At 62.4% G+C, this 17,956-nt stretch carries 20 protein-coding genes; 13 read left to right on the forward strand and 7 right to left on the reverse strand.

What is annotated here, in order from left to right:
* A partial coding sequence (locus CLU91_RS00005; protein ID WP_232730561.1) for an MFS transporter occupies window positions 1–1,426 on the reverse strand: 1,426 nt, incomplete at its 3' end.
* Window positions 1,427–1,542: 116 nt separating this feature from the next.
* On the opposite strand from CLU91_RS00005, the gene CLU91_RS00010 reads away from it, so the two are divergent.
* The 3 genes from CLU91_RS00010 (at window position 1,543) to CLU91_RS00020 (ending at window position 4,752) form a co-directional block, all read left to right on the forward strand.
* Window positions 1,543–2,457, forward strand: coding sequence for a LysR family transcriptional regulator (locus CLU91_RS00010; protein WP_100872437.1), 915 nt, complete (start codon window positions 1,543–1,545; stop codon window positions 2,455–2,457).
* A gap of 310 nt (window positions 2,458–2,767) precedes the next feature.
* Complete coding sequence (locus CLU91_RS00015) at window positions 2,768–3,013, forward strand: hypothetical protein (protein ID WP_232730562.1); 246 nt, start codon at window positions 2,768–2,770, stop codon at window positions 3,011–3,013.
* 92 nt (window positions 3,014–3,105) lie between these two features.
* Complete coding sequence (locus tag CLU91_RS00020; RefSeq protein WP_100872438.1) at window positions 3,106–4,752, forward strand: methyl-accepting chemotaxis protein; 1,647 nt, start codon at window positions 3,106–3,108, stop codon at window positions 4,750–4,752.
* 202 nt (window positions 4,753–4,954) lie between these two features.
* Here the strand turns inward: CLU91_RS00020 and CLU91_RS00025 are convergent, their stop codons facing one another.
* The 3 genes from CLU91_RS00025 to CLU91_RS00035 form a co-directional block, all read right to left on the reverse strand.
* Entirely contained in the window at window positions 4,955–5,650 is a 696-nt protein-coding gene (locus CLU91_RS00025) for a hypothetical protein (RefSeq protein ID WP_100872439.1), read from the reverse strand.
* Between the two features lie 64 nt (window positions 5,651–5,714).
* Window positions 5,715–6,191: a hypothetical protein gene (locus CLU91_RS00030; RefSeq protein WP_100872440.1), complete on the reverse strand. Its 477-nt coding sequence runs from the start codon at window positions 6,189–6,191 to the stop codon at window positions 5,715–5,717.
* 60 nt (window positions 6,192–6,251) lie between these two features.
* Window positions 6,252–6,668, reverse strand: a complete 417-nt coding sequence (locus CLU91_RS00035) for a hypothetical protein (protein ID WP_100872441.1) — start codon at window positions 6,666–6,668, stop codon at window positions 6,252–6,254.
* A gap of 168 nt (window positions 6,669–6,836) precedes the next feature.
* Here CLU91_RS00035 and CLU91_RS00040 point away from each other — a divergent pair, with 168 nt between their 5' ends.
* The 6 genes from CLU91_RS00040 to CLU91_RS00065 all read left to right on the forward strand — a co-directional run bounded on the left by CLU91_RS00040 (window position 6,837) and on the right by CLU91_RS00065 (window position 11,653).
* Window positions 6,837–7,484, forward strand: a complete 648-nt coding sequence (locus CLU91_RS00040; protein WP_232730563.1) for an SRPBCC family protein — start codon at window positions 6,837–6,839, stop codon at window positions 7,482–7,484.
* 153 nt (window positions 7,485–7,637) lie between these two features.
* Window positions 7,638–8,531: a creatininase family protein gene (locus CLU91_RS00045; RefSeq protein ID WP_100872442.1), complete on the forward strand. Its 894-nt coding sequence runs from the start codon at window positions 7,638–7,640 to the stop codon at window positions 8,529–8,531.
* Window positions 8,532–8,588: 57 nt separating this feature from the next.
* Window positions 8,589–9,860: a YVTN family beta-propeller repeat protein gene (locus CLU91_RS00050; RefSeq protein WP_100872443.1), complete on the forward strand. Its 1,272-nt coding sequence runs from the start codon at window positions 8,589–8,591 to the stop codon at window positions 9,858–9,860.
* Window positions 9,861–10,006: 146 nt separating this feature from the next.
* Entirely contained in the window at window positions 10,007–10,378 is a 372-nt protein-coding gene (locus CLU91_RS00055; RefSeq protein ID WP_100872444.1) for a VOC family protein, read from the forward strand.
* A gap of 27 nt (window positions 10,379–10,405) precedes the next feature.
* The gene (locus CLU91_RS00060; protein ID WP_100872445.1) at window positions 10,406–10,741 is read left to right on the forward strand and encodes a hypothetical protein; all 336 of its coding nucleotides are present in this window, start codon (window positions 10,406–10,408) and stop codon (window positions 10,739–10,741) included.
* Between the two features lie 273 nt (window positions 10,742–11,014).
* A complete protein-coding gene (locus tag CLU91_RS00065; RefSeq protein WP_100872446.1) occupies window positions 11,015–11,653 on the forward strand; it encodes a phasin family protein in 639 nt (212 codons plus the stop codon).
* A gap of 127 nt (window positions 11,654–11,780) precedes the next feature.
* Here the strand turns inward: CLU91_RS00065 and CLU91_RS00070 are convergent, their stop codons facing one another.
* Together CLU91_RS00070 and CLU91_RS00075 are read right to left on the reverse strand one after the other, a co-directional pair.
* The gene (locus CLU91_RS00070) at window positions 11,781–12,809 is read right to left on the reverse strand and encodes an alpha/beta hydrolase (protein ID WP_100872447.1); all 1,029 of its coding nucleotides are present in this window, start codon (window positions 12,807–12,809) and stop codon (window positions 11,781–11,783) included.
* Window positions 12,810–12,914: 105 nt separating this feature from the next.
* Window positions 12,915–13,805 carry a LysR family transcriptional regulator ArgP gene (locus tag CLU91_RS00075; RefSeq protein ID WP_100872448.1) on the reverse strand — a complete coding sequence of 297 codons (891 nt, stop codon included), beginning with the start codon at window positions 13,803–13,805 and terminating at the stop codon, window positions 12,915–12,917.
* A 204-nt stretch (window positions 13,806–14,009) separates the two neighbouring features.
* Between CLU91_RS00075 and CLU91_RS00080 the strand changes: the two genes are divergently transcribed.
* Window positions 14,010–14,615, forward strand: a complete 606-nt coding sequence (locus tag CLU91_RS00080; RefSeq protein WP_100872449.1) for a LysE/ArgO family amino acid transporter — start codon at window positions 14,010–14,012, stop codon at window positions 14,613–14,615.
* Here the strand turns inward: CLU91_RS00080 and CLU91_RS00085 are convergent, their stop codons facing one another.
* The gene (locus tag CLU91_RS00085) at window positions 14,616–16,046 is read right to left on the reverse strand and encodes a coniferyl aldehyde dehydrogenase (protein WP_100872450.1); all 1,431 of its coding nucleotides are present in this window, start codon (window positions 16,044–16,046) and stop codon (window positions 14,616–14,618) included.
* A gap of 130 nt (window positions 16,047–16,176) precedes the next feature.
* On the opposite strand from CLU91_RS00085, the gene trxC reads away from it, so the two are divergent.
* The 3 genes from trxC (at window position 16,177) to CLU91_RS00100 (ending at window position 17,952) form a co-directional block, all read left to right on the forward strand.
* Window positions 16,177–16,629: a thioredoxin TrxC gene (trxC, locus tag CLU91_RS00090; RefSeq protein WP_099759744.1), complete on the forward strand. Its 453-nt coding sequence runs from the start codon at window positions 16,177–16,179 to the stop codon at window positions 16,627–16,629.
* A gap of 70 nt (window positions 16,630–16,699) precedes the next feature.
* Window positions 16,700–17,209 carry a MarR family winged helix-turn-helix transcriptional regulator gene (locus CLU91_RS00095; protein WP_442906589.1) on the forward strand — a complete coding sequence of 170 codons (510 nt, stop codon included), beginning with the start codon at window positions 16,700–16,702 and terminating at the stop codon, window positions 17,207–17,209.
* Window positions 17,206–17,952, forward strand: coding sequence for a HEAT repeat domain-containing protein (locus CLU91_RS00100; protein WP_100872452.1), 747 nt, complete (start codon window positions 17,206–17,208; stop codon window positions 17,950–17,952). The genes CLU91_RS00095 and CLU91_RS00100 overlap by 4 nt, the downstream gene beginning before the upstream one ends.
* Window positions 17,953–17,956: the final 4 nt, after the last annotated feature.

The raw sequence follows: 17,956 nt of genomic DNA on the forward strand, positions 1-17,956 counted from the left end.
TGGAAAACGCCGTGCCGTACGCGTGCGCCAGTTCGACCGCGCCCGCTTGCGGCAGCAAGGTACTCGCATGGCGCAGCTCGCCCAGCGCCAGGAAGGGGCCGGCATGCGCTGCCTGTTGCGCGCCGATGCCGGCACCGCCCAGCGCCGCGACGGTGAAGGTGCCCAGCAGCGCGCTGACGATGGCCAGCGCCAGGCCTTCGCCCGCCACGCGCGTCGTATTGAAGATGCCGGCCGCCATGCCGGCCCGCTCGACGGGCACGACGCTGATGGCCAGGCCATCCATCAAGCCCCAGGGCAGGCTGATGCCGCAACCGATCAGCAGCAGCGGCCCGATCAGGGTAGCGGGCGGCTGGCCCGGCGCGCAGGCGGACAGCCATAGCAAGCCGCCCGCCGCCAGCAGCAGGCCGCTGGCGCAAATGTGCGCGGCGGCAATGCGCTGCGCCGCCAGGCCGGCCAGGATGGGCAGCACCAGCATGGGCGCCGACAGGGCGATCATCATGCGCCCGGCCTCCAATGCGCTATAACGCTCGATGCCGATGAAGCGGGCCGGCAGCAGCACCAGCAGCACGACGAAGGAAAACGCGGGCGCGGCGGCCAGCAATTGCACGCCGGCAAAGGCGGGCAGGCGGAACAGGGTCAAGTCCAGCATGGGCCGCGCGGCGCGCCGCTCCACGCGAATGAACGCGGCCAGCAGCAAGGCCGCGCCACCAAGCAGTCCCAGGCTGGCGGCGCTGCCCCAGCCACTGTCGGGCGCTTGCAGCAAACCATACGTAAACAGGGACAGCGCGCCCGTAAACGTCAGCGCGCCGGGCCAATCGACGCCCTGCGCCTGCGGGTCGCGCGATTCGCGCATGGCGCGCGCGGCGGCCAGCAGGGCGGCCAGGCCGGCCGCGGCCGTGGCGATGAAGATGGCGCGCCAGCCCGTGTGCGTGATCAAGGTGCCGGCCAGGAAGGGGCCGAAGGCCAGGCCCGTGCCGAAGGCCGTGCCGATCAGGCTGAAGGCGCGCGCGCGGGCCGGGCCATCGAATTCCTGCGCCAGCGCCGCCAGTCCGCTCGACAGGGCCATGGCGCAACCGAGGCCCTGGACGGCGCGCAGCACGTCGAGCCACACAATGCCGGGTGCGGCCGACAGCGCCAGCGCGGCGGCGGAAAATACGGCCATGCCCAGCAAGAACACGCGCTTGCGGCCATAGCGGTCGGCCAGCGCGCCGGCCACCATCAGGCAGCCGCCAAAGCTGAGCATGAAGGCATTCGTGATCCACGCCAGCGCCAGCGGCGTGCCGTGCAGGTCGGCGGCGATGGCAGGGATGGCGATGGCCGGCCCCGTAAAACTGAGTGGCATACATAGCGCGGCCAGGCAGACGGCAGCGAGCACGAAGGCGCGCCGGGCCGGTGAGGCTGGCGTCATACGGTGATTTGTATTCATGGGTAAGGATTCCAGAAAGAGGGAATCTGATGATAATATGGACGCAATCCATGAAAAAGTGGCTGAAAAGCCACTCATAACGGACAAATATTCCCTAATTGAGATGGCGAGACGGCATGGATAATCTGAACGGCATTGCCGCCTTCGTGCGCGCGGCGGAAACTTCCAGCTATGTGGCGGCCGGGCGGCTGCTCGGCGTGTCTGCCTCGGCGGTGGGCAAGAGCGTGGCGCGGCTGGAAGAAAAGCTGGGCGTGCGCCTGCTCAACCGCAGCACGCGGCGCATCAGCCTGAGCAACGAGGGCGCGCTGTTCTATGAGCGCTGCCAGCGCATCCTGGCCGACCTTGGCGATGCCGAGGCGGAATTGTCGCACCTGGCCGAGGCGCCGCGCGGCAAATTGCGCGTCAGCTTGCCCGTGATTGGCTACCGCATCATCCTGCCCCTGCTGGCGGACTTTACGCGCAAGTATCCGGAGATCGAGCTCGACCTCGATTTCAACGACCGCCTGGTCGACGTGGTGGCCGAAGGCATCGACGTGGCCGTGCGCAGCGGTACTCTCACCGATTCGCGGCTGATGGCGCGCGAACTGGGGCCGTTCGCGTTTGCCATCGTCGGCTCGCCCGCGTATTTTTCCCGCCATGGCGTGCCGGCCACGCCGCGCGCGCTGGAAGGGCACGCCTGCGTGCGCTATAAATTCCCCACCACGGGCAAGTTGCAGGAATGGGCGCTGCAGCGTGCCGAGGGAGACAGCGGCGGCGAGTTGCGCTTGCCGACCGCCTTGACCTGCAACAATATCGAAGCCTTGATCGGCGCCGCCACGCAGGGCGTGGGCCTTGCCTATTTGCCCGACTTTATCGTGCGCGACGCCATCGGACGGGGCGAACTGCAAGCCGTGCTGGGCGACTATCTGCTGCACGCGAGCAAGTTCTGGGTGCTGTGGCCATCGAGCCGCCATCTGTCACCGAAAATCCGCGTCTTTGTTGACCATCTGTGTACCCACCTGCATTTTTCAGCGCTACCTCGCGTCCCCTGAACGGTCTGGCAGCCGCCATGGCGGCCAGTTGAGGAATATTCCTACCCCAAAAAGATTTTCCTGACATTGCAGAATATTTATTTGCTGCGATGCGTCACGCCACGCCGCGTGGCGTCAACTTATACCCTTTCTGAATACCCATCATGCGTTAATTAAATTGCCATAAGGAATTTATTTATGTTAATTTAATATTTGTTTCCACAACATTGCATCAACTTCATGGTTGTGGAGATAAGTGCAAGATAAAGCGCAATAAGCATGTAGTAATCAACAATCAGGGCGTGAGCCCGGTTCCGTTCAGGGAGTGTGCATGAAGACAGTCAGTAGGACGCCGCTACATCCGGCGCCAGGCGCGCAAGCTGTACGACACTGGGTGCGCTCCATCATCACGACGCTGATGAAGATTTCCAAGAGCGAACTGCGCCTGTTCGAACTCGATCTGATGGGCGGCATCGCGGAGCAACATGGGCCCGACACCCTGGACTGTTCCAGCTCGAACATGCAGCTGCCGTTCGATCTGCGCCGCACGCCTGACGCCGCTGCATTGGCGGCCTGAAGCGTGCCGCCCATCCTCCTCATTCCGGCCACCCGTCGGCAGCTTTTCGTTGTACCTGGCCTTGCCAGGCCACCTTTTTTACTGTGAAACACATGAATATCACCAAGCAATTAATTCTGACCCTCACCATCGCCTTGCTGGCCCTGCTATTGCTGGGTGCCGGCGGCGCCATCCAGCTGCAGCGCGCCCAGGAACGTTTTGATACCGTGCAAAACCGCATCATCCCCAGCATCCAGGGCTTGAATGCGGCCAAGGGTTTCCTGGCCGATTCGCGCCTGGCCGGCTATCGCCTGTCCGTGTTCTCCAACCTGGCCGACAAGACGGCGCTGGACAAGGCCGTGGCCGACGCCAACACGAATTTCGACAAGGTCATCGCCACCTACCGCGCCGAGCGCCTGTACGACGCGACGGACAGCAAGATGCTCGACGCCGACCAGGCCGCCATGGAAGCGTACCGCCGCGCGCTGGTGCCGTTCTTTGCCGCCGCCTACGCGGGCGACATGGATGGCGTGCGCGCCACCTTGCTGGCCGGCACGCCACTGGCCATCACGGCCGCCGCCGCGAAAAAGAGCATGGATGACCATATCGCCTACAACAACAAGCTGGTCGATGACGTGAAGGCCGAAAGCCTGGCCGCCTACGACACGGCGTTCAACACCATGCTGGCCGTGCTCGGCGTGGCCGTGCTGCTGACGGGCGCGCTGGCCTGGCATATCTACCGCACCATCAGCGGCGGCCTGGGCAATATCGAACACACCTTGGAGCGGGTCAGCGCCTCGCTGGACCTGTCCGCCGCCATGCCCGTCGAGCGCATGGATGAAGTGGGCCGCACGGCCACGGCCTTCAACAAGTTCCTCGAACGCATCGTCGACGTGATCGCCACCGTGCGCACCTCGGCCGATACGGTCAGCGTGGCGGCCGCGCAGATTTCTGCCGGCAATGCGGACTTGTCCGTGCGCACGGAACAGCAGGCGTCGTCGCTGGAAGAAACGGCATCGAGCCTGGAAGAGCTGACCTCGGCCGTGCGCCAGAATACGGACAATGCGCGCCAGGCGAATACCCTGGCCGTGTCCGCCTCGGACGTGGCCCGCAAGGGCGGCGCCGTGGTGGCGCAAGTGGTGGGCACGATGGGTTCGATCAATGAATCGGCGAAGAAGATCGCCGACATTATCGGTGTGATCGACGGCATTGCCTTCCAAACCAATATCCTGGCGCTGAATGCGGCCGTCGAAGCGGCGCGCGCGGGCGAGCAGGGCCGTGGCTTCGCCGTGGTCGCCACCGAGGTGCGCAACCTGGCGCAGCGCTCGGCGGCGGCCGCCAAGGAAATCAAGGGCTTGATCGAGGATTCCGTGGATAAAGTCAACACGGGCAGCGTGCTGGTCGACCAGGCCGGCGCGACGATGGAAGAAATCGTCGCCAGCATCCGTCGCGTGACGGACATCATGGGCGACATCGCCAACGCCAGCCACGAGCAAAGCGCCGGCATCGAGCAAGTCAACCAGGCCATTTCCCAAATGGACCAGGTCACCCAGCAAAACGCAGCCCTCGTGGAAGAGGCGGCCGCAGCAGCGTCCTCGCTGCAAGACCGCGCCGTGGAGCTGGTCGACGTGGTGGCCGTGTTCCGCCTGCGCGGCGATGCCCAGGCAAAACCGTTGAAAGTGGCGGGCGGCTTGCCGGCCCCGGCAACAGCCGCCGCCAGCCGGCGCCTGGCGTTGCTTGGCCGCAGCGCTCGCGCTTGAACCTTGTGACTGCCCCTGTACGCCGGGGGTTTGGTGCTGGCGTCGTCGGATGGGGGCCTTGAGTTCTGCAACTGTGGCGAGTGGCAGTAAAGTTGTTCGGGCTGGCAGGGCGGAGGGAGGGGTACCGCCCGGCTCCTCGCCAGTCAGGGTGTCTGCTTCATTGTCGGGCGTGAGTTCGCTTTCGCCCCAAAGCGGACACAGCTCAACATTTTGCGCCGGCTTTTTCGCCACCGTCGAGACTTTTCACCAATGCGGCTCGATTTTCGAAAAATCGCATATTTTTCATTGTAGCGATGCCCCCACAGCGGGTACAGGTGCATGTCTTCGTTTGCGTAAATGTGTTTTCCTCGCTAAGTGCCTGGCACATTTCGCAGCGCCAGACCCACGGAAATCTTTCAGGTAGAGATACAGAACAGAGGAAAACGAATTGCTGAGCGACTGTCTGGATGCACTCTTCGGGTTTATTTAGGTCAAGCGCTCCGTTAAATTTTATGCAGTCGGTTTGAGCTTTTGCTGGATCGAGATCGTTTACGAGATCCAGCCAGATCCAGTGGATATAAGGTTCATTGTAATCATCAGAAATTGTTAGCATTTCCTGCACGCATTCCCAAGGCATAAGTAGGCCTTGAAGCATCTTTTGGCAAATGCTACTAGAGTAAGTACATAGAGCGCTGTACCAGTCGCTCGGCAGTTCCAATCTTAGTTCGTTTATGGATGACTGAAATAATCGTTCAACTTGATCCGAATCGACGTAGTCGTCCCAGCGGCACACAGCGAGTTCCCAAATGCTAGGCGCATCACAACCGCCTTCCAGCAACTCATTTGCCCAATCGACGTAGTCGAGTGTCTTTATCCAGGATCCATCGATCCTCTTAAAAGCAAGTTCTGTGAAATCCAAGTGTTTCCTTGCAAGGCTTCGGTTTTAGAATGGAATGCGTATGACCGCTTCTGGCCGGAATCAGTCACCAAAATTTCCAGCTAGGCTTCTTCGCAGGGGCTGTGGCTGGGCGAGCTCTAAGCTGGCGGTGTAATTGCCCCATCAAGCTTTGGTAGACCAGCATGGAGAATACCTGCAAATTCCCGACCTTCATATCCCCGCCCAAGTAAGGATGCACTCTCCAACCTAAGCATTCGGCCTCGTCTGGCAGTAAGTTACTTCCAGCGGCAATAGTTTGCCAGTCGGCGCAAAACTCTTCGCTCAGCCATTCCTCCGACCTTTTCATACAATTGTATTGCTCGGCATTTTTGGCAATTTGCACGTAATCCCCCTCCAGCGCAGACAGTCGCCAGATTGCTCCATCAGGGGAGCCAAATACCCAGTCGGCCACTACTGTCAGGAAAAGAGGAGTATCCCGCTCGGGGACCAGCCAGGTCCATTCCGACAAAAGTGCCGAGAGGTCATACTGTTCGGCTGGAACCATAAAGGCGCGTTCGCTCATTAAGTCTTTCTCACTAAATTCCGGGTAGTACGTCAGTCTGCTTTTGGCCGAACTCGGCCTTTAATCAAAGACAATTCGCTGCCCCACCTCGTATGCATTTTCATGGCAATAAAACAGGATGCACGGCGTGTCGTTCGAATAGACCATCGCGTCGTCACGCGAAGGGACAAAAATATCCGACCAATTCTCGACCAGGAACACACTGCTGCAGACGAAGCATGCGTCTTCTCCAAACACCACCACGACCTGCTGACTTCCTGGCATACGGGCACGTAACCACCTGGTCGCGCTGACCACGTCATCACCGAATGCGAACCGCTCGACTGAGCCAACGGTGTTAACGTCCAGGCCGAGATGCGTCTTCGAATCATGAAGGCGCACGACATCATAGGCACGGCGAGCACCTTCGGCATCAAGCCAGACGATATGCGCAGCGTGATGCTTCAGCTCTTCAACCCGCCAATGTGTTGCGTTCATAATCTCTCAACATCCAATAGGCTCACGGTCATGACGAGCGGCAGCTTGTGGTTCCTGCTCGCCGGCGCATCCCTTCATCTTGGCGCCAAATAAGGCTGTCATGATGGTCCGGCTTTGTCTGCGACAAGTATAACCAGAAACCAACTTTATTTATATGATAAGAAAACAGTGTATCCTGCAATCGCAGCAGCTATATTTTTTATCGATGCACAGGAAAAGCGGCACTGTTTGTTCCTGCTGGCGGAGTATCTTTTGATAATTGCTCTGCCGCTGACCAATACCCAGGCTCTGCGCGATGCGGATAGCAGACGCAGTTACTTTTATCACAATGATAGGGAGATCCCCAAATTGGCGCATATCGAAGAAAGCATCCACGTTGCAGTCCCGCCCACGGTCATCGATCAAATCTGGAGCGAAGTCGACCGATGGCACTTGTGGGATCCGGATACCAAGCAAGCCCGGCTCAATGGACCATTCGCCGCTGGAACGCAGGGCAGGATAGTGCCGAACAAGGGGATGGGTATTCCGATGGTGGTTACCGAGCGCTCCGCAGGCCGCTCGTTTACCGTCGAGGGCTACATCCCCCTGTTTCGTATCCACTTTGAGCACACGGTTGCCGCGGTGGATGGCGGAGCGGAAGTCGTTCACCGCGTGTGGTTCACGGGAGCGCTTGCCTTTCTGTTCGGGCCAGGCGTTGCCAGACAAGTCCGGCTAGGGCTACCCAAGACGATGCGCTCACTCAAGGCCTATGCCGAGAAACGCCACGCGACTCTCCATGATGGCGAGGTGGATGGGGCGAAGGCGACAACAGCCTGACATATAGTTTCCCCTCGTCAATTCCTTGCAAAGCACCGCGTCAAATTAACGTGCCCTTCCCGTCATGATGGAATACAATTCCTGCGTGGCAGCCAGCTTGCCTGGCAAGGCCGGGCACGGCGTCACGCTTTGACCTTGGAAAGATGTTTGCTTATGACGCTGCAGTTCCCCCTGCCGAATGTACCTCTTGCGCCGCGCGTGCCCTCCATTCTGTCCAAGCCATTCGGCTCCCTGTTTGCCTTGACCCTGTTCTGCCTGATTCCTGCCGCGTCCGCCTTGGCGGCCGCGCCTGCCAGCAGCAGTGTCATGCTGGAAGAGCTGACCAGCACGGAGCTGCGCAGCCGTATCGACCACGGCGCCACCACCGTGCTGGTGCCGATCGGCGGCGTCGAGCAGAGCGGGCCGTATATTGCGCTGGGCAAGCACAATGTGCGCGCCGCTCTGTTGGCGCGCCAGATTGCGCAAAAGCTGGGCAATACCATCGTCGCGCCCGTCGTTTCCTATGTCCCCGAAGGCAGTATTTCTCCACCGGCCGGCCACATGCGTTTTGCCGGCACGATCTCGATACCGCCAGCCGCTTTCGAAGCCGTGCTGGAAGGGGCGGCGTCCAGCCTGCGCCAGCATGGTTTCCGCGACATCATTTTCCTCGGTGATCACGGTGGTTACCAGAAGAACGAGCAGAATGTGGCAAATAAACTCAATCGGGCCTGGGGCAAAGCTTCTGCGGCGAAAGATGCGCGCGCGTATGCCTTGCTCGACTACTATGACATTACGCAATCGCAATATATTGCCGAGCTGCAAAAGCGCGGCCACAGCAGCGCCGAGATCGGCCTGCACGCGGGTTTGGCGGACGCGGCGCTGATGCTGGCGACGGACCCGTCGCTGGTACGCAGCGAGGCCATGGCCCACGGCCCGAAGCCCGGTGTGGCGGACGGCGTGCGCGGCGACGCGACCCGTGCCACGGTGGAGCTGGGCCAGATCGGCATCAAGCTGCAGGTGGATACGTCGGTGGCTGCCATCAGGCAATTGCTGCAACGTAACAAGTAAATTCTTCGCCGGCAGTGCTGAACTTCCGGCTTTTGCAACGAAACGACGCGAAATCACATGAAAAAATCTCAACGACGCACCATCGTCACCTTGTCCGCCCTGGCTGCCGCACTGGCCGGCCTGGGCGTGGCCAGCCAGGTCATCGGCGCCAGCACACCGGCCCCTGCCGCTGTAGCGCCGGCTGCCGCGTATTCGCCGCTGCCGGGCATGCCGCCGCTGGTGGATCCGAAAAACGTGTATGGCAGCATCGGCAGCAGCAATATGAGCGCCGTCGTCAAGGATCACTTGCGCCGGGTCTACGTGCCCAACCTGCGCTCGAACGATGTGTACGTGATCGACCAGGACAGCCTGAAAGTGGTCGACAAGTTCAAGGTCGGCAGCGGCCCGCAGCACGTGGTGCCGTCGTGGGACTTGCGCACCTTGTGGGTGGCGAACAATGCCGAACGCACGGACAAGGGCAGTCTGACGCCGGTCGACCCCTTGACGGGCAAGCCGGGCAAGGAAGTGCCCGTCGATGATCCCTACAATATGTATTTCACGCCGGATGGCAAGTCGGCCATCGTCGTGGCCGAAGCGCGCCACCGCCTCGATTTCCGCGATCCGAAGACCATGGCGGTGCAGTATTCGATCGACACGCCCCAGTGCGGCGGCATCAACCATGCGGATTTCTCGAATGACGGCCGCTACGCCATGTTCACCTGCGAGTTCGACGGCACCATCGCCAAGATCGACCTGGTGGGGCGCAAGGTCGACGGCTACCTGAAATTGCAGATGCCGGCCAAGCGCTTTGCCGAGTCCGGTCCCGTGGGCGGCCTCGCGAATGAAATCTGCAGCGTCAAGAAGGGCATGCCGCAAGACATACGCATCTCGCCGGACGGCAAGAAATTCTTTATCGCCGACATGGACGCCGACGGCGTGCACATCGTCGATGGCGCCACCCTGAAGGAAATCGGCTTCATCCAGACGGGCGTGGGCGCGCATGGCTTGTACCCGAGCCGTGACGGTAAAAAATTGTACGTGGCCAACCGCGGCACGCACCGCATCCACGGCAAGCGCAATGGCAAGGGCAGCGTCAGCGTGATCGATTTTGCCACCGAAAAAGTGGTGGCGAACTGGCCGATTCCCGGCGGCGGCAGCCCCGACATGGGCAATGTGAGCGCAGATGGCAAGTATCTGTGGCTGTCCGGCCGTTTCGACGACGTGGTCTACCGCATCGATACAAACAGTGGCGACGTGTCCAAGGTGAAAGTCGGCCAGGAACCGCACGGCCTGACCGTGTGGCCGCAGCCTGGCCGCTATTCGCTCGGCCATACGGGCAACCTGCGCTAGGCGAGGCAGGTGCAAGGTAATGGCGATGGGGTAACTGCGCGTGCAAGGTCCGTCCGCACAGGACCTGCTGCTTTGTTTGCCTAAAAGGCAATATTGGCGCATACTGCATTTCCTGTCCCGTCCCCTTACCTGCGAGGAGTACCATCATGATTCTTGATCACATCGGTTTGAATGTCAGCGATGCCCAGGCCAGCAAGGCCTTCTTTTCGGCCGCCCTGGCGCCCCTGGGCGTGTCGGTGGTGATGGAAGAGCAGGGCTGGGTTGGTCTGGGCAAGGATGGCAAGCCCGATTTCTGGTTCGGCGTGGGCGGCGCGCCGCATGCCGGCATGCATCTCGCCTTCGCGGCGGGCAACCGCGCCCAGGTGGACGCGTTTTACCAGGCGGCACTGGCAGCGGGCGGCAAGGATAACGGCGCCCCCGGCATCCGCGCCATGTATCATCCGAATTACTACGGCGCCTTCGTGCTGGGCCCGGACGGTCACAATGTCGAAGCCGTCTGCCACCATCCCGAACCATGACACCGGTCATTCCCAGAAGAGAGCAGCATGAAGCAAAGTGCCACCCTGTTTGCCGACGACGCGGGCCGCTATGCCTACGTGAAAACGGGATTTTCCTGGCCGGCCCTGTTGCTGGGCTCGCTCTGGGCCGTGGCCAAGCGCCGCTGGTGGCTATTGCTGCTCATGCTGGCAATGGATGTCTGCCTGTGGTTTGGCAGCCATCTGGCCAGCGAACTGCACATCGGTCCGATGATGCTGCTGATGGCCGCTGCGGAGCTCAGTTACCTGCTGGCACGTGGCTGGTATGGCAACCGCTGGCTGGAAGCTTCGCTGCGCAGCCATGGCTACAAGCCCGTCGTCCCGGGCACCGGCACCGCGCGTTGAGCGTGCGTGGCACAGATTTTCCTTCCTGTTACTGACGTTTGCCAAGGGCAAGCGGTCCAGCCAAAACTTTCTGCGCAGCTTAGCGCACGTTTGATCCAGATCATCCTTCACCTGCGGTGCTCACGTAGCCTTGGGACTCGCGTTGCAAAGCATCTTCCCACCAATCGGATATGTTTTTCGCGTTTCGTGGCGTAGCCCGGTCGTCTGCTTTACCGTTCGACAGCCGGGGGTGTCGCCCTGTGTTTACCCAACCGCTATTTAATGAGGAACTCCATGTATCCATATTCCCGTAGTGTTACCCCAGCCGCCAAAAACCACCTGGAAGCGCAACTGGCTTTTTTCAATAGTTTGTCGAAGTCCATGTTCCAGTCGGTGCAGCACTTCAATGACCTGAACATGCAGCTGGCGCAAGGCTTGCTGGAAGAAAGCACCGTTACCAGCCAAAACCTGCTGACGGTCGAGCGCGCTGAAGATGTGTTTCAGGTGGCTGCCGCAGCGGGCCAGCCAGCTGCCGAGCAATTGCGCAAGTATCAGCAACAGCTGTCGCGTCTGGCCGCCGATACGCAGGTCGAACTGGCCAATGTGGCCGAGCAGCATGTGAATGAAACGAGCCGTACTGCCAAGGCGCTGGCCGAAGAAGTGGCCCGCACTGCTTCGGAAGAAACGGAGAAAAACGTGCGCAAGCAGCAGGAAGCCATGCAGCGCATCGCCGAACCGTTCCAGGCTTACCATCAAAATGGCGCCAACCGCGATCAGCAGCGCGGCACGCACAGCCGTGACGGTCAAAGCCTGCAAAGCGCCAGCCAGCAGGGTAGCCAGCAGTCGGCCGGCAGCGAAAGCTCCGCCAGCGGCAGCGCCTCGCAAGCGGGCTCCGCACAAAGCAAAACCAGCAGCACCAGCCGTAAAGAGTAAGCGGGCCGTCGCCGGTAGCTGAATGGCAGCTGAATGGCAGCTGAATTCGCATCGCGAGGGCCGAGCCTTGCGATGCGCTTGGTTTGCGCAGCATCGTGCGTAGTGGTCCGGGCAGAGCGCCCGTCCTTCAGGGGGCGGGCGTTTTGTCGTGGGCGCGCGCGACGCCAGCCTGCGTGGCGGCGCTTTGCGCCATGGCTGGACGTGGCGGCGTGGCGGGAATTTCCCGCCCGTCCGTGCCCGCGCCCGCGCCCATCTTCTTACGTGTCGGTACAGTATCGACCTTGCTGTTGGCATCGATAAAGGCGCTCACGGCGTCCAGCGTGGGGGCCAGCATGCGCAGGGGGCTGGCCAGCGAGGCGACCAGAGTGGTATGGCTGACCTTGTCAAAATACGTTTCCGTCACGGGCCGGTTCAGCGCCCGCAAGGCATTGGCCAGGCCGCCCGTATTGCGTAGTGGATTGACCAGCTTGTCCTTGCCGGGCGTTGGGGCGATCAGCAGGGCGGGCGGGGCGTCGGCCGTCACGTGGTGGATGGGCTGCGAAGCGGCGGGCGTGTCCGGGTAAAAGAAGACGGGCCGGGTGGTGGTGTTTTCGATCGGCAAGAAATCGTAGGGACCGGCCAGGCCTATCCAGCCGCGCAAGTCGTGCGGGTGCATGCCGTGGCGCGCCAGCAGGCTGGCGTCGAGCGCCAGCATCGCCGCATTGTAGGCGCCCGCGCTATGGCCCATCACGAACAAACGGGTGGGGTCGCCGCCATGGCGGCGCGATTCCATCGCGGCCCAGGCCACGGCGCGGGCCGCATCCTGCAAAATCTCCGGGTAGTGCACGTCCGGATACAGCCGGTAATCGGCGATCACGGCCAGGTAGCCGCGCGCCGCCAGCGCGTGGCCAACGAAGGCATAGTCGGCGCGCTCGCCCGTCGTCCAGTTACCGCCATAAAAGAACACCACCACGGGTACGGGCCCCGTGCGGATTTTGGGGGCGTACACATCGAGCTTTTGCCGTGGCAGGGGGCCGTAGGCCAGGCCCCGCGTCACCTGCGAGGCACTGCCGGACGACAAGGCATTGATGGCACTCAAGGGTGAGCAGGCGGCCAGGCCGGCAGCGAGCGGGATGGCCGCCAGCAAACCGAGCAATGTAGTGCGCAGGATCGTCATGCCAGCTCCTGATGGTGGTGGTTGATGCTTGCAGTGTAGGCCAGGCAGGGCAGGGCGCACACGGGGAAGTTGCTGTCTAGTATAGATAAATGTTGCATGCGTCAATCAATCCTGCAACAGCCATTTGCGCGCCGTGGCGATGACGGCGTCCGACAAGGTGCGCGTGAGGGGCGTCTGGATATCCCAGGCATGCCAGGTCAGGGGCACGTCGAGCGCCTGACCGGCCGCCACGTCGACCAGCCTGCCAGCGGCCAGCGCCGTTTCCGCCTGCAGCAAAGGCACCATGCCATAAGCATAGCCCGCTTCGATGAAGCGCACGAAGTCGCGCGCGGAACCGAGCACATGGTGCGGATAGCGGCCCGTGTAGCCAAGCCGGTGCTGCAGATAGCGCTCGTGCAGCGCATCCTTGCTGCCAAACGTGATGGCCGGCGCCTGGCTGACGGCCTCCACCGTAAAACCATGGGGAAACCACTGCTGCGCGAACCCTGGCGAGGCCACGCACAGGTAGCGCATGCCGCCCAGCGGCGTGGCCGTGGTGCCGGCCACGAGGTCGTTGGCGCTGGTGACGCAGGCAAACACGCGCCCTTCGCGCAACTGGCTCAGGGTGTGGTCCTGGTCGTCAAGGCGGATATCGAGCAGGCAGGACGGCGGCGAGAGTAGCGGCCCCAGCGCTTCCGGGATCCAGGTGGCGGCGCTGTCGGCGTTGACGGCGATGGCCAGCTCCGGCAATTGCGTGGTGGGCCCGGGCTGGGCGTCGAGCGCCGCTTCGAGCAGCTTGACTTGGCGGTAATGGGCGATCAGGCGCTGGCCCGCTTCCGTCGGCAGGGGCGGGTGGCTACGGATGATCAATAAAGTGCCTTCCAGGTTTTCCAGGGTGCGGATGCGCTGCGACACGGCCGGCTGGCTGATCGCCAGCGCCTGCGCGGCCTTTTCAAAGCTGCCCAAGCCGATCACGGCGTCGAGGGCGGCCAATCCACGGTAATCGACGACGCGCATAAGATTCTCTTATATATGGTTAGAATCATTCATTATACTTATATTTACTTTTTCTTTACACTGTTGAAATAGGGTAACAACTCCACTCTCCCGCGCGGTTCCCCTGGTTCCGCACCACCCTCCACCTACCTCTGATGACTTTGCCGTTGCCGGCAGAGCGTGGGCGGCCGTGCGCGTGATGGAAAGCAATAGAAAGGAATCGATATGGACAGCGCAATTTTCTTGAAAGGCATGGGGCTCGGAGCGAGCCTGATCGTGGCCATCGGCACGCAGAACGCCTTCTTGCTCAAGCAGGGGCTGAAGCGTCATTACGTGCTCACCTGCATCCTCGTCTGCTTGCTGTGCGACGCCATCCTGATCACGGCCGGCGTGGCCGGTATGGGCACCTTCATCGCCGACAACCCGAATTTCCTGCTGTGGGCCAAGGCTGGCGGCGCGACCTTCCTGATTGCGTATGGCTTGCGCGCGGCCAAGTCGGCCTGGCGTCCAACAGCCCTGACGGTGTCGGCGGCCAAGTCGCCGGAAGGCTACTGGGCCGTGATCGGCGCGGCACTGGCGTTCAGCCTGCTGAACCCGCACGCCTTCCTCGATACGGTGATTTTGCTCGGTTCGATCGGCGGCCAGCATGAAGGCGTGGGACGCTTCTACTTCGCCGGCGGCGCCATCATGGCTTCGGCCCTGTGGTTCTTCCTGCTGGGCTTTGGCGCCCGCTACCTGGCGCCCGTGTTTGCCAAGCCCATGGCCTGGCGCGTGCTCGACGGCATCATCGCCGTCGTCATGTGGGCCATCGCCGCCTCGCTGTTCCTGTAATCAGCGGGTCAGGAAGGCCAGCACGCGGCTGGCCAGCTTGCCATACGGCGGCCGCAACAGTGTCAAGGCGCTGTAGCGCGCCTGGTAAAACACGGGCCGCAGCTTGCTGAAAGTGTGAAAACCTTCCACGCCGTGGTAGTGGCCCATGCCGGACTCGCCCACGCCGCCGAAGGGCAGGTCGTGCTGGCCCACGTGGAACAGCGCGTCGTTGACGGACACGCCGCCCGACATCACCCGGTCGATCAGCAGCTGCACAGTCTGCTTATTGTTGCTGAACGGATAGATGGCCAGCGGGCGCGGCCCCGCGTTGATGCTGTCGATCACGGTGTCAAGGTGGGCATAGCCGCGCAGCGGCAGGATGGGGCCGAAGATTTCGCGCGTCAGCAGCAGGCTGTCTGCGGGCGCGTCGAGCACGATGTGCGGCGCGATCTTGCGCGTGGCGCGGTCCCATGCAGGGCCGGGCAGCAGCGAAATCACTTGCGCGCCCCGTTCCCGCGCTTCGTCGAGCGCCTGCAGCAGGCGCTCAAAGGCGGCCTCGTCGATGATGGAGGTGTAGTCGGGCGTGTCCAGCCGCGGGTAGCGCGTGGGCATGATCTGGCGCGCATGCTCGACGAAGGCGGCGATGCTGGCCTCGGGTAGCCAGGCGTGGTCGACGCTGGTGCAGATCTGTCCCGCGTTGAGGTATTTGACAAACAAAATGCGTTCGGCTGCCGTGCGCACGTCAAAATCGGCGCAGACGATGGCCGGCGCCTTGCCGCCTAGCTCCAGCGTCACGGGGCACAGATTGCGCGCGGCCGCCGCCATGACGGCGCGGCCCGTCTGGCCGGAACCCGTAAACAGCAGGTGGTCGAACGGCAGTTGCGAAAAAGCGATGCCAACGCCGCCCGTCTCGTCAAAGAACTGCAGTTTTTCAGGCGGGAAATAGGCGGGCATCGTCTCGATCAATAGCTGCGCCAGGTGGCGCGAATTCTCGCTCATCTTGACCATGGCGCGGTTGCCGGCGGCGAAGATGTAGGTCAAGGGCACGAAGCTCAGGTTGACGGGGAAATTCCACGGCACGATAACGCCCACCACGCCCAGCGGCTGGGGCAGCACGCGGTTGCGGGCGCCTGGAAAATTGCGCCAGTCCACGCTGCGGCGTTGCGGTTTCATCCATTTTTTCAACTGTTTCAGTACGTGATCGATCCCGTCGATGGCGGGGAATATCTCCGCCAGCAAGGTTTCGTGCCGGGAGCGGTTGCCATAATCGGCGCTGATCGCCTCGCATAGCGCGTCTTTATGCTCGCGGATGAAGCGCTGCAAGGTTTGCAGGTCGCGTTTGCGCTCGGCCAGCGTGGGTACGGGGTGGGCCCGGCAGGCGGCACGCTGCACGGCCAGGGCGGCAGCCAGCTCGGCGTTCTTCAGCTCCATGTTGTTTGCGACATCAGGCATTGTTTTCCTTGGCTGGCCGGGCAATGTACGCGCCGTTCCAGCGCACTATAGCGGACTATGCAGATAAGCGCCGCCGCACGATACGCCGTAAAATGTCCGGCAACTGTACGCTACCCTTTCCAGGAATGCCATGACCCCGACCACGCCAGACTCCCTGCACATCGTGTGCCCCCATTGCGACGCCGTCAACCGTTTGCCGGCCGCGCGCCTGATTGAACAGCCCACTTGCGGCAAGTGCCAGAAGGATTTGTTTACGGGCCAGCCCGTGGACCTGGCCAGCGCCCGTTTCCTCAAGCATATCGAACGCAGCGACATTCCCGTGCTGGTGGATTTCTGGGCGCCCTGGTGCGGCCCGTGCCGCAGCATGGCGCCATTCTATGTGCAAGCCGCGAAGACCCTGGAGCCGGCATTTCGCGTCGTCAAGGTCAATACGGAAGCGTCGCCGGACCTGGGCAGCCGTTTCAATATCCGCAGCATTCCCACCTTGGCCCTGTTTTTGCGCGGCGTGGAAGTGGCGCGCCAGCCGGGCGCCATCGATGCGAATGCCATCGTCGCCTGGGCCAGGGACAAAGCCCGCTTGTGAGGCGAGAGGAAAACCATCGCGGTTTTCCATTTGACATTTTGTATGGCGCCATATTATATTGCGCCATATGATCAAACTCGAACAGAAATACACGGCCCTGCTCGCTGACGTGCAGCGCCGCGCCAGCGGTCTCGACATGACGCAGTCCACGGCGCGCCTGCGCCTGTGCTTTGAAGTGCTGGGCCTGGCGTCCGCCATCGATGGCGATTGCGCCTCACGCCTGGGCCGGCATGGCTTGTCGGAAGGGAAATTTGTCTTGTTGTCCCTGCTGCGCGACGTGCCGGGCGGCCTGTCGCCGCATGAACTGGCCGAACGGGCAGGCGTGACGCGCGGCACCATCACGGGCTTGCTCGACGGCCTGGAACGCGACGGTTTCCTGGCGCGCCATCCTGACCAGGTCGACCGGCGCAAGCTGCTGGTGCGCCTGAGCGTCAAGGGAGAAGCTGCGGCAGCCACCCTGGTCGATGAGCACGCGCAGTGGATCGCCAGCCTGTTTGCCGATTTCACGGCCGAGGAAATGCAGTTGTTGAGCGCGCTGCTGGAAAAAGCCTGGCGCAAGACGGACCGAGGTGCGGCATGAGTCGTGGCGTCGCCGACATCGCTCCCGCGCGCCTGGCCCTGCTGAATGGGGGCAGCGTGGCCAGCGCTACCCTGACGGAAGGGCTGGCCATCGATTTCACCGAGCTGCTGGCCGCGGCCGTGCCCGGTATTGGCGGCGCCCGGCTGGACCGGATGCGCGCGCAGGCCACCGCCGGCATCACCAAACGCATGGCCTTGGCGGCGCAATTGCTGCTGGAAGCCGGCGCCGACCCGGCTGTGCTGCAAGCCCACCCGTCCGACACGGTGCGCGGCTGGGTCTGCTTTGTCATCGCCGCCCAGGCTGGCTTGAGCTTACCGCAGCGGCTGGCCGCCATGCGGCCGCTGGCCGACGATGGCCACTTCGGCGTGCGCGAATGGGCCTGGCTGGCGCTGCGGCCCCGTCTGGCGGCGCAGCTTGACGAGGCAATCACCTTGCTGGCGCCGTGGACGGCGGACCCGTCGGAAAGAGTGCGCCGCTTTGCCTGCGAAGCGCTGCGCCCGCGCGGCGTGTGGTGCGCGCATATCGCCCAATTGAAGGAACGGCCGCAGCTGGCCTTGCCCCTGTTGCAGCCCTTGCGCGCCGACCCGGCCGTCTACGTGCAGGATTCCGTGGCCAACTGGCTCAACGATGCAGCCAAGAGCCAGCCGGACTGGGTGCGCAGCCTGTGCGCGCAATGGCGGCTGGAAAGCCCCGTTGCCGCGACACAGCGCATCTGCAAGCGCGCCTTACGTTCGATTTCTTAATTTT

The sequence above is a fragment of the Janthinobacterium sp. 64 genome (assembly GCF_002813325.1).
GTDB lineage: Bacteria > Pseudomonadota > Gammaproteobacteria > Burkholderiales > Burkholderiaceae_D > Janthinobacterium.

Excerpts from the sequence above, each read along its gene's own strand:
- CLU91_RS00010 (WP_100872437.1), top strand. The coding sequence starts at position 1,543 with ATGGATAATCTGAACGGCATTGCCGCCTTCGTGCGCGCGGCGGAAACT.
- CLU91_RS00015 (WP_232730562.1), top strand. The coding sequence starts at position 2,768 with ATGAAGACAGTCAGTAGGACGCCGCTACATCCGGCGCCAGGCGCGCAA.
- CLU91_RS00020 (WP_100872438.1), top strand. The coding sequence starts at position 3,106 with ATGAATATCACCAAGCAATTAATTCTGACCCTCACCATCGCCTTGCTG.
- CLU91_RS00030 (WP_100872440.1), bottom strand. The coding sequence starts at position 6,191 with ATGAGCGAACGCGCCTTTATGGTTCCAGCCGAACAGTATGACCTCTCG.
- CLU91_RS00035 (WP_100872441.1), bottom strand. The coding sequence starts at position 6,668 with ATGAACGCAACACATTGGCGGGTTGAAGAGCTGAAGCATCACGCTGCG.
- CLU91_RS00045 (WP_100872442.1), top strand. The coding sequence starts at position 7,638 with ATGACGCTGCAGTTCCCCCTGCCGAATGTACCTCTTGCGCCGCGCGTG.
- CLU91_RS00050 (WP_100872443.1), top strand. The coding sequence starts at position 8,589 with ATGAAAAAATCTCAACGACGCACCATCGTCACCTTGTCCGCCCTGGCT.
- CLU91_RS00055 (WP_100872444.1), top strand. The coding sequence starts at position 10,007 with ATGATTCTTGATCACATCGGTTTGAATGTCAGCGATGCCCAGGCCAGC.
- CLU91_RS00060 (WP_100872445.1), top strand. The coding sequence starts at position 10,406 with ATGAAGCAAAGTGCCACCCTGTTTGCCGACGACGCGGGCCGCTATGCC.
- CLU91_RS00065 (WP_100872446.1), top strand. The coding sequence starts at position 11,015 with ATGTATCCATATTCCCGTAGTGTTACCCCAGCCGCCAAAAACCACCTG.
- CLU91_RS00070 (WP_100872447.1), bottom strand. The coding sequence starts at position 12,809 with ATGACGATCCTGCGCACTACATTGCTCGGTTTGCTGGCGGCCATCCCG.
- CLU91_RS00075 (WP_100872448.1), bottom strand. The coding sequence starts at position 13,805 with ATGCGCGTCGTCGATTACCGTGGATTGGCCGCCCTCGACGCCGTGATC.
- CLU91_RS00080 (WP_100872449.1), top strand. The coding sequence starts at position 14,010 with ATGGACAGCGCAATTTTCTTGAAAGGCATGGGGCTCGGAGCGAGCCTG.
- CLU91_RS00085 (WP_100872450.1), bottom strand. The coding sequence starts at position 16,046 with ATGCCTGATGTCGCAAACAACATGGAGCTGAAGAACGCCGAGCTGGCT.
- trxC (WP_099759744.1), top strand. The coding sequence starts at position 16,177 with ATGACCCCGACCACGCCAGACTCCCTGCACATCGTGTGCCCCCATTGC.
- CLU91_RS00100 (WP_100872452.1), top strand. The coding sequence starts at position 17,206 with ATGAGTCGTGGCGTCGCCGACATCGCTCCCGCGCGCCTGGCCCTGCTG.